Raw genomic sequence first — 14,280 nt, forward strand, 5'->3', positions numbered from 1 at the left:
TTCTGCTCTCCCTGCAGATGCAGCTACAACGGCGTGATGTTGACGTGCAGCACCGCGGCGCGGCCATCGTCCAAGGCTGCAAGGCAGCTCCGGATGGCAGCATCGAGCTCATCAGGATCGTCGACCCGCTCGCCATGGGCGCCGAAGGCGCGGGCGATGTCGACAAGCCGCCGCTGCTCGTCCTGGCGGCCGGTGGCGAGCCGGGACAGGAACGAATCCGTCTGCTGCGCGACGCCGTCCGGATAGACGCGTTGCACCGACGCCTTCACCGCCTGCCAACCCTTGTTGTCGAGGATCACGGAGAAGATGGGCAACCGGTACTGCTGCGACACGGCATAAACCGAATCCGGGGCAGCGAAATGGAAGGCGCCGTCGCCGACGATCTGCACCACGCGGTGCGAGGGATTGGCGAGCTTCAATCCGAGCGCCATGCCGCCGCTGAAGCCGAGCCCGCCGCCGGCGAGGCCCACATAGGTCATGGGCTTGGTGCGGCGCAGCTGCTGTTGCAGCACCGGCGCGTTGCGGACAGCCTCGTTGACCACGATGTCGTCCTCCGACAGCAATGCCTGCAGCCGCGCGAACAGATAGGCCGGGTTGATTGCGCCGGGGGATCCCTTGTTTGCAGCGGCCGCCATCCGCTTGGCCTGTGCGGCCTCGCGCGCAGGCCTCCAGCTGGCGATCCGATCACGCACCTTCCGCATGTAGGAATCGTTGCCTCGGGCGATGACGATCTCCAGCACTTGGCGCAGGATGACCGCGGAATCGCCCTGAATGCGAAGGTCGGTCGCAAATCCCCACATCGGGATGTCGGCCTTGAGGGCGTCGATGTCGATCTGGATCCAGCGCAACCGATCGGCTGACTTCAGCAGCTGTGGAATGAACGGTACGTCGATGTCTATAAGCAGACCGAGGTCGGCGTCTGCGACGAGCGCCGCCGGGTCGGAGCCGGCGAAGCAGGGCGAGTCCTGGCAGATGTTCATCGTGATGGGGTTGAACTCGACGACCCGAATGCCGCAGACGAGCGCCAGTCGATCCAGTACCGAAACGGCTTCGGCGCTGCGGCCCAAATAGGCGGTCAAGGCGATAGGGTTCTCCGCAGTCATGAGCGCGTCAGCGATCGCCTGAGCGCGCTCCGGATCCACGCCTCCGGCCCTGACGCTGCCATAGCGCGCGGGCGGGTAGGCCGGCATCGCATCGTCGTCCCAGGCTTCGGCAAGCACTTCGCGCGGCAGCATCATGGAGACCGGCCCGGGCGGGTCGCTGTGCATGAACGCGGCGGCGCGGGTCAGCGCCTCCTTGACGACCACGCCCGAGGGCAGCGTGTACTCCCACTTCACGTAGGGACGCACGATGCTGCCCTGGTCGAAGCTGTCCTGCACGAAGTGAACATAGGTGTCGCGTCCGCCCGGCAATTCGCCATGGATCGCGAACGGGGCTCGTCCCGCAATCAGCAGCACCGGCAGCCGATAGCGGAACGCATTCTGAATGGCCATGCAGGCATTCGCGGTGCCGGCATCGACGTGAACGAAGACGGCCTGGCCGCGGCCGGTCGTCATCGCGTAGCCCATCGCCATGTGCACCGCGACCACTTCATGAGGACACAGGATCACCTCCGGGTGCCGTCGACCTTCGCTGTCCCAGCGCGCGATCTCCTCGATCAGCGAGACATGATCGGTGCCGAGATTGGCGAAGATGTACTCCACGCCGAGATCGATGAGGGCTTCGAGGAAGTAATGCGCGGTGCGATGGTGCGTGGTGGCGCGGGACTGCGGATCAGGCAAGGGCAGCTTCGTCACGGTGCGTGGTCCCCAGTTCGTTGGCATTGCCGCGCAGGCGATTGAACAGGCGTCCGGGTGCATGCGGTGCGGTCATGCCGCGCCAGGCGATGTGCGAATCCGGCCGTATCAGGAGCAGACTTTCCGCAAAGCCATAACCGGCCCTGGCGCGATCGACGTCGACCAGCGCCAGCGGGACGCCGTGGCGGGCGGCCGCATCGACCAGGCCTGCGACATCGACGGCCAGGTCGAACCGGACCAGCGTGTAGGCCGGCCCCAGCGCGTCCAGCAGCGAGCGCCCATCGGGCAGCCAGACATGGGGTGCGCGGGCGCCCGGTGCCGTCGACGCGGTGAAATGACCCATGCCGTAGGGCGGCGGCGTTTCGCCGTCGTAGCAGATCGCCGGTGACCGGTCGTAGTAGTAGCCGAAGTTCAAGCCGGCGCAGCAATATTGCTGCACGTTGAGATCATAGGCGGCCTGGCCGACCTTGCTGCGCGCCGCGTCGCCGACCGGACCATCGATCTCGACTTCGGCCGGCACGGAGCGTCTCTGGCTCATGACGGCGAGCGCGTGGTTCATCGCGAAATGCGAGACCTGCTCGGTGATCGGCTGCCGCTCCGCTTCATAGGCGTCGAGCAGGGCAGGGCTGGCCCAGCCGCTGATGACGCCGGCGAGCATCCAGCACAGATCGACCGCATCGGCGATGCCGGCATTCATGCCGTAGCCGGCATAGGGAATCCACAGATGTGCAGCATCGCCGCAGATGAAGGCGCGGCGATCCCGGAAGCGGTCGGCGACCAGGCGGCGGCCGATCCAGTCCTCCTTGCTGATGATCTCATACTGGAAGCGGTCGTCGACGCCAAGAATGGTGCGCAGCGCCCAATCGCGATCGACGCTGTCGAACTCGACCTCTTCCGCCGCGAGATGGTTGTGGATCAGCCAGTTGTCGCGGCCATCGATCGCGACCGTGGTGCCGCAGCGGCGCGGATTGAGCGACATCGTCATCCACGCCGGCTTCTGGGTGATCAGCTCCTTGAGCGCCGGGGCGTGAATGTAGGTCGACTGCACCCGCTGCACCACGTCGGTGCCGCTGAGGCGTGAGCCGATCAGCTTGCGCACGGTGGAGCGGCCGCCATCGCAGCCGATCAGATAATCGGCGGCGATGACGATCTCCTGATCGGCGTCCAGATCGCGCGCCCGCGCGATCACGCCGTCGTCGCGCTGGTCGAAATGATCGAGCTGGACCCGGTTGAGAATTCGGATCTCGCGTTGCGCCTGCGCACAGGCGAACAGGATGGGCTCGAGATAGATCTGGTTGATGCGGTGGGGCGGCTCCGGCGTCGGCCAATCGGTGTCCGGTCCTCCCGTCGCCGTGTAGCGGTCCTGGCGGGATGGGATCGGAATGCGCGTCAGTTCGCGGCCGACGACCGCGGTGCGATAGGCACAGTCGTTCGGAAAGTCGGCCGGCAGGCCGCCCTCCCGGACCTCCCGGACGATGCCGAGACGGCGGAACACTTCCATCGAACGCGCGGAAACGTGGTTGCATTTGACGTTGGGCGGCTCGCCGGCGCGCCTGATTTCGGCGACCACGACGTCGATGCCGCGCGAGGCAAGGTCCATGGCGGCGGTCAGTCCGACCGGACCGGCGCCCACGATGAGGACCTGGGTTTGAATCGTCTTCATGTCAGTCTCTCTTGCTTTGGATCTAGGCCCGCTCAGGTGTGGAGAGCACACCCGGTTGCGCGTCGTCGGAGGATGGAAGACGGCCGCGCATGCCGAGAAGGGCGAGGCCGAGGATCACCAGCGCCGAACACAGCTGCGGCACCGCGCTGGCCTGGAACAGCGCGGCAACATCCCAATGCGCGGCGAGCATCAAGCCGCCCAGGGTGACGCCGAGGATGGAGCCAAAGCGGCCGATGCCCAGCGCCCAGCCGATGCCGGTGCCGCGGATGTAGGTGGGGTAGATGCGCGCGGCATAGGCGTTGCAGCCGATCTGTCCGCCGATCACCGCCACGCCGGCGATGAAGACGGCTGGCACGAGGATCGGCAATGATGCGCCCGCGATGCCAATGGTGACGATCGAGAGGAAGCCCGCGACGTAGGTCGCGAACAGCACGCGATCGAAGCCGAACCGTTCGATCAGCAGGCCGAGTCCGATCGTGCCCAGCATCCCACCGAGCTGGAACGCGATGCCGACGGCGATCGCCGCCTGGACGTCGAGCCCGACACCATGCGTCAACGTCGGCAGCCAGCTGTTGAGGAAATAGATGTCCATCATGTTCATGAAGAACATGATCCAGAGCAGCAGGGTCGGCAGCAGCCGCCGCTTGGTGAACAGCTGCGGCAGGAGAAAACCCTTGCCGCTCTCTTCGACGATTGTGAAACGCGCATCGGCGGGGAGCATTGCCGACGGATCGATGCGCATCAGCAAGGTGCGCACGCGATCGCTCTTGCTGGTGTCGAGCGCGAGCAGCGACAACGATTCCGGAAGCCAGATGATCAGGATCGGACAAAGAATGAGTGGCAGAGCGCCGCCGATCAGGAAGATGACCTGCCAGCCATAGGCGGTGATGAGCCGGGCCGCCACCGCGCCGCCGATCGCCGACCCCAGCGACACCGTCATGAACATCAGCATGATCAACAGGGTCCGGCGACGCTGCGGCGAATACTCGCCGGTCAGGGCGATCGTATTGGGCAGGACGCCGCCGAGCCCGATGCCGGTGACGAACCTGATCATGACGAGGTCGGACACGCTGGTCGCCTGGGTCGTCGCCAGCGAGCCGAGCGCGAAGACGAGAACGCCGGCGATCACCAGCCATTTGCGCCCGAGATAGTCGGCGAGGGCGCCGAACACCAAGGAGCCGATCATCACGCCGAACAGGGATGCGCCAAACACCGGACCGAGCGCGCCCGGCGCGAGATGCAGGTCCTTGCTGAGCGCGGGCGCGACGAAGCCGAGCGCCTGGGCATCGAAGCCGTCGAGCCCGACCACGAGCGCGCACAGGCAGACGACACGAATCTGAAATGCCGACAGCGGTCGTTCGTCGACGTAGCGCGTGAGATTGATCCCTTGCGTCAAGTGTTCCTCCCCCGTTTTGCGTTGTTGTTGCAACCGTCCCGCCCGTCGCGGCACAGGCGGTTTTGCAAATATGTTGCATGATCAAACTCTTTCGATTAGCCACAAAATTCTCATTCATTCATGAGGAAAGCTAATGCCCCCGAGCCTGCGGCAATTGGAGGCGCTGGTCCTGGTGTATCGGCTCGGCAGCATCACCAAGGCCGCCGCCGAAATGCGCGTCACGCAATCGGCCATCAGCCTGCTGATCCGGCAGATCGAGGAGAATTTTCAGCTCAAGCTGTTCGACCGGACGACGCGCGCCCTGCATCCGACGGCAGCGTGCCGGGAAGCGATCATGGCTGCCGAGCGCATCCTGGCGGGGGCGCAGGGATTGTCGCGCAGGATGCGCGATCTTGCCGAGATCAAGGCCGGGCGGATTTCCATCGCCGTATCAGCCGGCGTCGCTTCGGCGCTGCTGCCCCGGGTGTTTTCGACGTTTCGCTCGCGCCATCCGGAGGTCAGCATCGATCTGCTCGACGTCGCGCCCGACGAACTGCTCGCTGTCGTGATGGATGGGCGTGCCGAATTCGGCCTCGGCAGCGTCGAGGACGAGGGGGTGCCGGAGGCGCGTGTCGAAACGCTGATGCGAAGTCCGCTGTCGGCCATCGGGATCAAGGATGGCGAGTTCGAACAGCAACGTCGTCTGACATGGGACGGCATCATGAGCGCGGACGTGATCATGATGCGCCATGGCACGCGAATCCGCCGTCAGATCGACGAGGCGCTGGCACAGACCGGGCGAGCGCTGAAGCCTGCGTGGGAAGTGTCGCTGATCACGACCGCGCTGGCGCTCACTGCCGAAGGGGCTGGCATCAGCATCCTGCCCGGGCACATGCTGCCGAAGGCACAATTCCCGACGCTGGCCGCCGTCCCCCTGTCGCAGCCGACGATCTATCGACACGTCTCCTTGCTGAGCCGCGCCGACTTTGGATTGTCGCCGGCCGCACAGCGCTTTGTGGAGATCGCAAAAGACCTCCTCTCGAACAAGGCTGGCTGATGCCGCCGCGGAGCGGCGGCGCTAGGTCTCCAGGCGCTTCGCCTCGTTCCACAGCTCGTCCATCTCGTCGAGCGAGGCTTCCTCCAGCGTGCGGCCGTTCGCGGCCAGTGCCTGCTCGATAAAGGCGAAGCGGCGTTCGAACTTGGCGTTGGTGCCCCGCAAGGCGGTCTCGGGATCGACGTCGGCATGACGGGCGAGATTGACCAGGGCGAACAGGAGATCACCGGTCTCTGCGCTCAGCTCCGTCGCATCTCTCTTGTCGAGCGCGGCCTCGATCTCGTCGGCCTCCTCGCGGATCTTCTGCAGCACGGCGCGCGGATCCTTCCAGTCGAATCCGACGGTCGCCGCCTTGCGCTGCAGCTCCATCGCCCGCACCAACGCCGGCTGTCCGGCCTTGATGCCCGACAGCAGCGAGGCCTTGCCGGTCTGCTCCTCGGGCGGCCGACGCGCGGCGCGCTCGGCCTTCTCCTCGGCCTTGATGCGGTCCCAGGTGCCTTTGGTCGGTTGGGTGACGTTGCCATCCTTGTCCGGGAAGACATGCGGATGGCGGCGGATCATCTTCTTGGTGATGCCCTCGACGACGTCGCCGAACGCGAACGCGCCTTGCTCCTCGGCGATGCGGGCGTGATAGACCACCTGCAGCAGCAGGTCGCCGAGCTCCTCGCGGAGGTCGTCGAGATCGTTGCGCGTGATCGCGTCCGCCACCTCATAGGCTTCCTCGATCGTGTAGGGTGCGATCGTCTGGAAGGTCTGCTCGACGTCCCATGGACAGCCGGTCACGGGGGTGCGCAGCGCCGCCATGATCTCGATCAGGCGTGAGATGTCGCGGGAAGGGGGCATGGCAGGTCCTGAAGCAGCTGTCGTTCCGCTCCTGTATGCCTCAACCCTTCCGCAGCTCCCAGCGAAAAGGCGATGCAACGCCGCAGGACAGCGGGTTGGCCGCACCAGGCGATGGTGCTAAGCGATGCAGATGAGCGACACGCATGACATGACGGCCCTGGTGCTGTTCTCGGGCGGGCAGGATTCCACGACCTGCCTGGCCTGGGCGCTCGACCGCTTCGCACGCATCGAGACGATCGGCTTCGATTACGGTCAGCGCCATGCGATCGAGCTCGATTGCCGGGCCCGTCTGCTGGACGGACTTGCGCAGCTGCGGCCGGAATGGGCCGGTAAGCTCGGCGATGGTCACACGCTGGAGATTCCAACGCTGTCCGCGATCTCCGAGACCGCGCTGACGCGCGATGTCGCGATCGAGATGGGCGCCGATGGCCTGCCCAATACGTTCGTCCCAGGCCGCAACCTGGTGTTCCTGACCTTCGCCGCCGCCTTGGCCTATCGGCGCGGCATCAGCCACATTGTCGGCGGCATGTGCGAGACGGATTATTCCGGCTATCCCGACTGCCGCGACGAGACCATCAAGGCGCTGCAGGGTGCGCTCAGCCTCGGCATGGCGCGCCCCTTCGAGCTGCACACGCCGTTGATGTGGCTCTCCAAGGCGGCGACATGGCAGCTGGCCTATGATCTCGGCGGAAGAGATCTGGTCGACCTGATCCGGGATCAGTCACACACCTGCTATCTCGGTGAGCGAGGTGCGCGCCACGATTGGGGCTATGGCTGCGGTGCGTGCCCCGCTTGCGATCTGCGCGCCAGAGGATGGCACGAATACATCGCAGGGAGCGCACAGTCCTGACCCGACGCGGGCCAGGAGGCCCAGCGTAGGCGTGATTGGCGGTTGAACTCAGGCTGCCTCGTGGTCCGACGGCTCGCGCTGGCTGACGATGACGAGATCGTTGTCTGCAACGTCGTGACCATCGTCGACATCGTTCGCAGCAGCGGACGCGGCCTTCGCGGCGAGACGTGCCGTGATGTCGTCATTGCCGTCGCGGCCGGCCTTTTCCCAGGCCGGCGCGTTGAGCACGATGATGTCATCGTCATGGACGGCCTCGGCGTCATGATCGACGGGAACGATCGAGGGCGACTCGACGGCCGCTTCGACGACGCGCAGCGCCGGTGCGCCAGCTTCTTCCGGCTCGGCGACGTCTTCATCCGCGACCTCAGCCTCGACGGCCGCGTCCGCGTCGCTCACCGATGCGGTCTCGATGTCCGGCTCGGCGGAAGCGAGCTCTTCTGCCGGAGCCTCCAGTTCGGCGTCATCGGCTTGTGCGCTGGGCGCGACTGCCGCGGTCTCCGGCGCTTGTGACTCCGATTCCGCCGCGCTGCTCGGTTCGGCTGCCGCGTCATCATTGGTGGCCAGTCCGAGATGCTGCGAGATCTCCTTGATCACCTTGTCGATGGCCATCAGCACGCGGTATTCCGGAATCGAGGTCATGTGCTGCTCGAAACGGTTGCGCGCATATTGCAGCGAGTCGATCACGTCGGCGGCAATGCTGGAGCCTGAGGCCTCGGTGCCGTGCAGCGCGCCGGCGGCCTTCTCGGTCGAGCTCTCGATCAGCAGGAAGGCCTCATATTGCGGGATCGATTTGAGCTTCTCGTGATAGTCCCGACGCACGCCGGCGAGCGTGTCGACGATAGAAGCGAAAGACTCAGGCGCAGGCATTACGACGTCCCCTCAACTTCCTCAGAAAGCATGCGGGACGCTATGGGCACACTGATGAACGTTCAATTTCGAACAAATACGGCTCTTCGCATCATGAATACCTGCCCGTTAAGACGGGATCATCGAATGCCTCGCAAACCGGTCACGCGAATTTAACGATGTCACTGGCCGCAGGCGCTCAACCGCCGAAGTCCTCAGGCCGCAGCTCGATCGGCTTGCCATGCGGGGTGCGATCGGCGGCGTGATCCCAGGCGTCGCGGTAGCGCGCGAGATGGGCCGGCGTGGTCACGCCCTTTTCCGCCACCAGCCGCTCTAATGTCGCCAGCCAATGCCGGTAATAGGTGTCGCCGCAATCCGCGTCGCCTGCCTCCTGGGCGCGGGAAATCTCCTCGGCGAGCGCAGCCGCCCATTCGGGCCAGGTGAACAGGCCGCGCGCGTGCAGCGTCACCGCCATCGCGAAGGCGTGCGCTTCCCAAGGCTCGCGAAACACCGGCCCGTCCTGGTCGACCGGAATGCCGGGCAAAGCGCGGGTTGCTGCCAAGGCGGCGTGCCGATCGGGAGCGGTCATGCGCGCTCCAGATACGGCTCGAACGCATCGACGGTCACTTCCAGGAGCGGATCGGGGGCATCGGCCCACAGCTCCGTGCCGCTGAAGGACACGGTGTAGAGCCATTGCGGGTCTTCTCCGTGGCCATGCGCATTGCTGTCGGGAAACACGTGCATGCCTCTGATCGCGTCGATGCGGCCGACATGACCGCGCACATAGCGCGGCAGTCGCGTATGCGTCGGCGGGTGCATGGTCTTGGCGCGCACGCGATCGCCGACCGCAAACAGCGCCGGCCTGGTCTGGGCTCGCTCGGTCGGACCGCCACGGCGCAGCATCGGGGCGACGCCGTCGGCGGTGAGGATCTTGGCGACAGGTCGGGCCGGATGCAGCGCCTTGCCGGCGGCGAGTTCATCCGCTTCGACCAGATGACGCTCCTGCATCAGGCGCTCCAGACCGGCGAGCCAGACCTGGTAATAGCTCATGCCGAGATAGTCGGCCGGCGGACGATTCTCGCGCGCGAAGCGCGACATGTCGATGTTCCAGCCGCCCGGCATCGCCATGGCCAAGGTGATGGCCAAGGCACGACGTTCCCACGCCGCGTGAAACACCGGCTCATTCGGCTCGGGACGGACCGGGCCGAATCCGGCGGCACCGCCCATGTCGTGCGCTCCGTCCATCAGCGCGTCACCTCATCGGGCCGCTTGGCCAGGCCAGTGCCGATCATGCTGTCGCGGGTGACCAACTCGGCGAGTTGATCCTCGCTCCAGCCTTCCGTGCCGTCGGGGCGCATCGGCACCACGAAATAGCGGATCTCGGCTGTCGAATCCCAGACCCGGATTTTTGTCGTCGCCGGCAGCGCAAAGCCGAAATCCTGCAGCACGCCGCGCGGATCCTTGACGGCCTTGGCGCGGTAGGGCGCGGATTTGTACCACACCGGCGGGAGGCCGAGGACGGGCCAGGGGTAACAGGAGCACAGCGTGCACACGACCATGTTGTGCAGCTCCGGCGTGTTCTCGACGGCGACAATGTGCTCGCCCTGGCGACCGGCATAGCCGAGCTCGCCGATCGCGGGCGTGGCGTCGGACAACAGCCGCGCGCGGAACGCCGGATCGGTCCAGGCGCGCGCGACGACACGGGCGCCGTTGCGCGGGCCGACCTTGCTTTCATAGGTCTCGATCAGCACGTCGAGCGCGGCCGGATCGATATACCCTTTTTCGGTCAGGATGCTCTCGAGGGCGCGGACGCGCAGGTCGGTCTCGGACAATTCCGAGTGATCGTGGTGATGATGATCGTGGTGGTGGTCGGTCATCCGATCAAAATAAGGGTAACCCTGGGGGGTTGTCGAGCAAGGCGTGTGGTCCGGCCGCGGACGGCGCAGCGTGGGCCTGGGCGGAGCTTCAATTCGGCCCGGTTCCCCCTGTTCAAATCGGCGCCCGGATATGGTTCCCTGCGACGCTCGCCTGCCAATGCGAGGCGAAAGCACCACATGATTGAGGTCCATCAATGCCGAACGACGTCTCCCGCCGTGATCTTGCGAAGCTGGCCGGACTGGCTGCCATGGGGGCGGCGGCCGGACCCGCGCACGCGGAGGAGGCTGCGGTGACGGATGATGCCGGGCGTCGTTTTCCCTCTGATTTCGTTTGGGGGACGGCCACCTCGTCCTACCAGATCGAAGGTGGCGCCACCGCCGATGGCCGCGGACCATCGATCTGGGATGTCTTCACCCACACCCCCGGCAAGATCGAGGACGGCAGCACCGGCGACGTCGCTTGCGATCATTACGATCGCTACAAGCACGATGTGCGGCTGATCAAGGAGCTTGGCTGCCGCGCCTATCGCTTCTCGATTGCGTGGCCGCGGCTGTTTCCCGATGGCGGGTTGACCCCCAATCCGAAGGGGCTCGACTTTTACAGCCGCCTCGTCGACGAGCTCCTGGCGAACGGCATCGAGCCCTATGCGACATTGTATCATTGGGATCTGCCGCAGGCGCTGCAGGACCGCGTCGGCGGCTGGCGCTCGGCGGAGACCGCAGCGGCGTTCGCGCATTATGCCGGATATGTGGCCCAGACTCTGAGCGACCGGGTCAAGACCATCTTCACGATCAACGAATGCGGCCGGTTCATTCCGTTCGGCTATGGTCTCGGCATCGATGCGCCCGGGCTGAAACTGCCGCAGCAGGAGGTCAACCAGGCGCGCCATCACGTGGCGCTGGCGCATGGCCTCGCGGTGCAGGCGATCCGTGCCAAGGGGAGGGCAGGTACGCGCGTCGGCATGGCCGAGAACATCACCGCCTGCCTGCCCGCGATCGATACGCCAGAGAACATCCGCGCCGCCGAGATCGCCACGCGCGAGATGAATGCGGGCTTCCTCAACGTGATCCTCGAGGGCCGCTACACCGACGCGTTCCTGGCCTGGTCGGGCAAGGATGCGCCGACATTCACCGCGGACGAACTCAAGACGATCTCCACGCCGGTCGATTTCGTCGGCCTCAACATCTACGCGCCGCAGGCCTATGTCGTGGCGTCTGAGCGCGCGCCGGGGTTCGACGTGTTGCCGATGCCGTCCTCGTTCCCGCATATGAGCTCGCCCTGGCTGCTGGTCGGACCCGAGACCGCTTATTGGGTGCCGAAGCTCGCGGCCAAGATCTGGAACCTCAAGACCATCTACATTACCGAAAACGGCACCTCGTCGGATGACAAGGTGACGGCGGACGGCAAGGTTCATGACCTCGATCGCGTGATGTATCTGCGCAACTATCTCGCGCAGCTGCAGCGCGCAACCTCCGAAGGCGTGCCGGTGAAGGGCTATTTCCTCTGGAGCCTGATGGACAATTTCGAATGGGTGTTCGGCTATAAGCAGCGCTTCGGTGTTTATCATGTCGATTTCGACACCCAGCTGCGTACACCCAAGCTCAGCGCGTCCTATTATCGTCACGTCATCACGCGCAATGCCGTGAGTGCGTGATCTCGGATGGTGGTGGGATGCGGCGCCGGGTTTGATTGATTTCGCCCGATCTTCACCCGCCGATTGCAAGGGCATGGTGAGGAAAGCACACCGCGTGCGACTCTTTTGCGCGCGCGCTGTTTTGCAGCGGAAAGCCCCGGGGATTTGCCGTAAACGGCCATCTGCCGGTCCCTCAATCGAGATCTTCCGTATGCCCCTGTTCGTTGTTCGTCCGTCTGCCGTCGTCCTGCGCGCCGGCATCCTGTTCTGCGTCGTCGGCGCGATCGCGAGCCCAAGCGCCTGGGCCCAGAGCGCCGCAAGCGATGCGGCCAAGCCCGCCACCGAACAATCCGCCACGGCGCCAGCCGACAAGCCTGCCGACCCCCAGCCGAAGCCTGCCGCCGCCGAGGAGGCCAAGCCGGGCGAAGCCGAGGCCAAGCCACCGGCTCCGGACACGCCGGCGACCCCCGCCAAGGCTTCGGCGGAACCGGCTGCCGACACCAAGCCGGCCGAGGTCAAGGAGAGCGCGACGTCCGACGCACCATCGGAGGCCAAATCCGAGGCAAAGGCCGATGCGAAATCTGACACCAAGTCCGACGCCGCCGCGGCGCAGACCCCGGCCGTGACCGAGACGAAACCAGCGGAGCCGGCGGCCCAGCCGGTCGTCGCCAAGGACGCCCCGGCGCCGGACAAGGCCGAAGGGAAGACGGACGAGAGCAAGCCTGCCATGGCCGCGCCCGCCGCGGCGGACGTGAAGCCGGCGCCCGCCGAGCCCAAGACGACCGAGCCGGCGGCTGCAGCCGCTGCGCCAGCTGCCGTGCAGGACAAATCGAGCGCGAAAGCGGGCGCGGACCAAGCCAAGCCCGAGAAACAGGCTCACGCGCACCGGCACCATGCGCATGAGGACGACCGCCCGCGGCGCAAGCACCACGTCAGCAAGCGGCGGAGCAGCGGCAACTGCAAGACCTACCGGACCTATGATGCCGAGAGCGGCACCTATCGCGGCTATGACGGGCGCGTCCACAGCTGCTCATAGCGCGACGTATCGTGGCGCGATGTCGCCAGCCGCGACTGGTCGACAGATCAGCGCGGCATCGGCGATTGGATGCCTGACGTGTTGCGGGTCAGGAACGTGCCGATCGTCGATCCCTGCTGCTGCGGCTGAGCGGGCTGCGGTCGCGCCAGCCCCGTTGTGGTGCGCTGCGGGTTGACGATGATCTGCTGCTGCGGCGGCGCCGTGCCGCGCGCCTGTGCGGCCTGGTTCGACATCCGCGAGACCAGGCGCATCAGTTGATCCTGGCCGGCCTGCAATTGTTCGATGGCGCGGGTGTGGTCGCGGCTGGCCTGGTCCTGCGTCGCCTTGATCTGTTCGATGCCCTGCTGCAGCTCGGCGATGTCGCGGGCCATGCGTTGCATCATCGTGGTCGGACCGCCACCCGCGCCGCTCGCGGCTCCGTCATCCGATCCTCTCAACGAGGCGTTCGACATCATACCGTCCTCATGGCCCTGGCCGGAGGCCTCATCCTGCGACGCTTCGGCCGAGGAGGGCATCCAGCGATCCATCAACGACGTGGTGGCATCGCGTTGCGACCACGCGACGGAGCCGCCGACCAACAGGGCCAACAGAGCGAGACCCACGCCGGTGCGACCGCGCAGCTTGCCCAGCGGAATCTTGACCTTGAGTCGGGCCCAGCGCCCGCCCTCGGCGCTGGTCGCCTCCGCGGTGCTGGCGGCCGCCGCAGCATCTGCCGCCACGCCAGGCCTTTCGATCGCCGCCAAGCGCGTGTCGATCCGTGTCAGGACCTCGCGCAGGACCCGCCGATACAGCTGATCGTAGCTGGCCTTGCCCGGCTTCTCCGGGGCGAGACCGACTTCGCTCGGATCGATCTGTTGCACATTCTGTGTGGACTGCATTGGTGATCCCCAAACCCTGAACGCCCGCCGCCGACGCTGTTTTGTCTTTGAATTTTCAAACGTGACTCGACCCGCCGCTTTGGCCGAAAGCAAGACAGCGTCGTGACGAGGAGGGGGCCTTTTCGGACAATCTTCCCCGTTGGCGCGGACCGCGATCGAGCGTCCGGCGCAGACTTGATCGTGCTGGAGGGATGAGGGCTCGCGGTAATATTCCACTGCTCGACCGGGGTCGAAAGATCAGCGCCGCGCTGATTCCCGCCAATCCGTTGATGACGACGAGCTGCGCTGTCTAACGCAAAGACGGCGGAACGTACTCACAGCCGACCGCCAACCTCAGCAGGTTCCGCGTAGTTCGACGTAGTTGGCATGCTACGCATGAGTGCAGGCGCGTGTCTGTGCCGCTGCAATGCAGCGTGTGTTACGCGTTG

The 14,280-nt window shown here is 65.7% G+C and carries 13 protein-coding genes; 4 read left to right on the forward strand and 9 right to left on the reverse strand.

What is annotated here, in order from left to right:
• Positions 1 to 23: 23 nt before the first annotated feature.
• The 3 genes from BBTA_RS19080 to BBTA_RS19090 are packed head-to-tail and all read right to left on the reverse strand — an operon-like array spanning position 24 to position 4,855.
• A complete protein-coding gene (locus BBTA_RS19080; RefSeq protein ID WP_012044142.1) occupies positions 24 to 1,859 on the reverse strand; it encodes a thiamine pyrophosphate-requiring protein in 1,836 nt (611 codons plus the stop codon).
• Positions 1,774 to 3,459, reverse strand: coding sequence for an FAD-dependent oxidoreductase (locus BBTA_RS19085; RefSeq protein WP_041750755.1), 1,686 nt, complete (start codon positions 3,457 to 3,459; stop codon positions 1,774 to 1,776). The genes BBTA_RS19080 and BBTA_RS19085 overlap by 86 nt, the downstream gene beginning before the upstream one ends.
• A gap of 22 nt (positions 3,460 to 3,481) precedes the next feature.
• Positions 3,482 to 4,855 carry an MFS transporter gene (locus tag BBTA_RS19090; RefSeq protein WP_041750756.1) on the reverse strand — a complete coding sequence of 458 codons (1,374 nt, stop codon included), beginning with the start codon at positions 4,853 to 4,855 and terminating at the stop codon, positions 3,482 to 3,484.
• 133 nt (positions 4,856 to 4,988) lie between these two features.
• On the opposite strand from BBTA_RS19090, the gene BBTA_RS19095 reads away from it, so the two are divergent.
• Complete coding sequence (locus tag BBTA_RS19095; protein ID WP_012044145.1) at positions 4,989 to 5,891, forward strand: LysR family transcriptional regulator; 903 nt, start codon at positions 4,989 to 4,991, stop codon at positions 5,889 to 5,891.
• Between the two features lie 21 nt (positions 5,892 to 5,912).
• Here BBTA_RS19095 and mazG read toward each other — a convergent pair whose 3' ends face one another.
• Positions 5,913 to 6,731 carry a nucleoside triphosphate pyrophosphohydrolase gene (gene mazG, locus BBTA_RS19100; RefSeq protein ID WP_012044146.1) on the reverse strand — a complete coding sequence of 273 codons (819 nt, stop codon included), beginning with the start codon at positions 6,729 to 6,731 and terminating at the stop codon, positions 5,913 to 5,915.
• A 130-nt stretch (positions 6,732 to 6,861) separates the two neighbouring features.
• On the opposite strand from mazG, the gene queC reads away from it, so the two are divergent.
• Positions 6,862 to 7,581 carry a 7-cyano-7-deazaguanine synthase QueC gene (gene queC / locus BBTA_RS19105; RefSeq protein WP_041751522.1) on the forward strand — a complete coding sequence of 240 codons (720 nt, stop codon included), beginning with the start codon at positions 6,862 to 6,864 and terminating at the stop codon, positions 7,579 to 7,581.
• Between the two features lie 48 nt (positions 7,582 to 7,629).
• Here queC and BBTA_RS19110 read toward each other — a convergent pair whose 3' ends face one another.
• The 4 genes from BBTA_RS19110 to nthA form a co-directional block, all read right to left on the reverse strand.
• Entirely contained in the window at positions 7,630 to 8,448 is an 819-nt protein-coding gene (locus BBTA_RS19110; protein WP_012044149.1) for a hypothetical protein, read from the reverse strand.
• Positions 8,449 to 8,626: 178 nt separating this feature from the next.
• On the reverse strand, positions 8,627 to 9,016 hold the full coding sequence (locus tag BBTA_RS19115) for a nitrile hydratase accessory protein (protein ID WP_012044150.1): 390 nt from the start codon (positions 9,014 to 9,016) through the stop codon (positions 8,627 to 8,629).
• Positions 9,013 to 9,672, reverse strand: coding sequence for a nitrile hydratase subunit beta (gene nthB / locus BBTA_RS19120; RefSeq protein WP_012044151.1), 660 nt, complete (start codon positions 9,670 to 9,672; stop codon positions 9,013 to 9,015). Before nthB ends, BBTA_RS19115 begins: the two co-directional genes overlap by 4 nt.
• Positions 9,672 to 10,304, reverse strand: coding sequence for a nitrile hydratase subunit alpha (gene nthA, locus BBTA_RS19125; protein WP_012044152.1), 633 nt, complete (start codon positions 10,302 to 10,304; stop codon positions 9,672 to 9,674). The genes nthB and nthA overlap by 1 nt, the downstream gene beginning before the upstream one ends.
• Positions 10,305 to 10,498: 194 nt before the next feature.
• On the opposite strand from nthA, the gene BBTA_RS19130 reads away from it, so the two are divergent.
• Positions 10,499 to 11,959, forward strand: coding sequence for a GH1 family beta-glucosidase (locus BBTA_RS19130; protein ID WP_012044153.1), 1,461 nt, complete (start codon positions 10,499 to 10,501; stop codon positions 11,957 to 11,959).
• 190 nt (positions 11,960 to 12,149) lie between these two features.
• Positions 12,150 to 12,974 (forward strand): BA14K family protein, encoded by an 825-nt coding sequence (locus tag BBTA_RS19135; RefSeq protein WP_012044154.1) that lies wholly within the window; start codon positions 12,150 to 12,152, stop codon positions 12,972 to 12,974.
• A 47-nt stretch (positions 12,975 to 13,021) separates the two neighbouring features.
• Here BBTA_RS19135 and BBTA_RS19140 read toward each other — a convergent pair whose 3' ends face one another.
• The gene (locus BBTA_RS19140; protein ID WP_012044155.1) at positions 13,022 to 13,852 is read right to left on the reverse strand and encodes a hypothetical protein; all 831 of its coding nucleotides are present in this window, start codon (positions 13,850 to 13,852) and stop codon (positions 13,022 to 13,024) included.
• Positions 13,853 to 14,280: the final 428 nt, after the last annotated feature.

It is taken from the genome of Bradyrhizobium sp. BTAi1 (assembly GCF_000015165.1).
GTDB lineage: Bacteria > Pseudomonadota > Alphaproteobacteria > Rhizobiales > Xanthobacteraceae > Bradyrhizobium > Bradyrhizobium denitrificans.